Source organism: Lactobacillus sp. UMNPBX19 (assembly GCF_002553805.1).
Taxonomy (GTDB): domain Bacteria; phylum Bacillota; class Bacilli; order Lactobacillales; family Lactobacillaceae; genus Lactobacillus.
Genome location: NZ_PCYR01000068.1, coordinates 1 through 1,485, shown reverse-complemented (window position 1 = coordinate 1,485; position 1,485 = coordinate 1). Strand labels below are relative to the sequence as shown.

At 34.3% G+C, this 1,485-nt stretch carries 1 protein-coding gene; it reads right to left on the bottom strand.

What is annotated here, in order from left to right; genetic code table 11:
* Positions 1-36: 36 nt before the first annotated feature.
* Positions 37-1,440: an IS3 family transposase gene (locus CP370_RS09060; protein ID WP_223661409.1), complete on the bottom strand. Its 1,404-nt coding sequence runs from the start codon at positions 1,438-1,440 to the stop codon at positions 37-39.
* Between the last annotated feature and the right edge of the window lie 45 nt (positions 1,441-1,485).

The following is a 1,485-nucleotide window of genomic DNA, read 5'->3' as shown; positions in this document are numbered from 1 at the left end:
TGTAGTGACCCACAAAAATTGGACACTTTATTAATATTAAGCGACTAAGGATTGATTTCGATACTCTATCGGGGTCAATCCTTTTAGTCTGTCTTTTGGTCTTTCGTTATTGTAATAATGAATGAACTCGATAATTGCTTGCTCTAATTCTTCTAGATTGGCATAAGCGGATTCTTTGCCATAAAACATTTCTCTTTTAAGAATACTGAAGAAACCTTCCATCAGACCATTATCCGGAGAACATCCTTTACGAGACATACTCTGTTCAATCCCTCGTTCTTTCAATGCTTTCTGATAAGCTTTATGTTGATATTGCCAACCTCGATCACTATGAAAGATTAAGCCCTTTAGATTTGAACTGACTTTAAATGCATCTTTAAGCATAGTCATTACCTGCTTTAGATTTGGACTACGTGAAATATTAAAAGCTACAATGTCACCACCACATCCATCAAGAATGGGGGAAAGGTAGAGTTTTAGTCCCTTAAGATTAAACTCTGTAATATCTGTATACCATTTACGATTGGGTGTAACACTAAAAAAATCTCGCTGTACTAAATTTTCTTTAATTCTGCCTTCAATTTCACCTTCATAACTGTCATAACGTTTTTTCTTTTTCATTCTATAACCGAATAATTTGAACTTACGCATTAAGCGCTGAACTGTTTTAGGATTTACTTTAAAACCTTCCCTATGCAAGTGATTTGTGATCGTACGATAGCCAGGAGCAACGTATCTTTTCTTAATTTCGAAGTAAATAGATTTAATGCGCTTAATCATGTGATGATATTTTAAGTCATCCTTGTCTTCACGGTTTAAGATGTCGTAATAATTACTTCTAGATAAATTGGGAAGATTGTTATCTGGATCATTTATAACTTCGAGAATAGTTTTAATTCCCAACCCAAGTTCACGCCTTAATTCGGTAACAGCTCGTGCTATTTCTGTTTTGGTTGGTTTGATCTCTTTTGAACTAAGGCATCCAATTTTTTTATGAATGCATTTTCGACAGTAAGCTTTAAATTCTGGCGACGAAGTTCTTCGTTTTCTCGCTTCAGCTTCTCTAGTTCTTTGTTCTTCGCGTTTTTCACGGGTTGGTCGTCCTTTCGATTTGATAACGATATTATACCCGTTTTCTTTATAAGAGCGAATCCAATTGTTTAACATTCCTGCACTAGACAAGCCTAGTTCCAGTGCAACATTATTAATAGATTCATCAGCTAATAAAACACGATTTATAGCTTCTTCCTTAAATTCTTTAGAATGATATGTGTAAAACTTGTCTAGGATAGTAAAGCCGTGTCGATCAATTAATTCAAGTAAATAATTAATCCTACTTACATTAACCCCATATTTCTTACTTAAATACTTAGCGCCTTTACCTTCGTATTTCCATTCTTTAAAGATATTCATTTTATCTTTTTTAGATAATTTGGTCATAAGAAAACCCCCGAAATCCGTGTCCGAATTTCGAGGGTCACTACA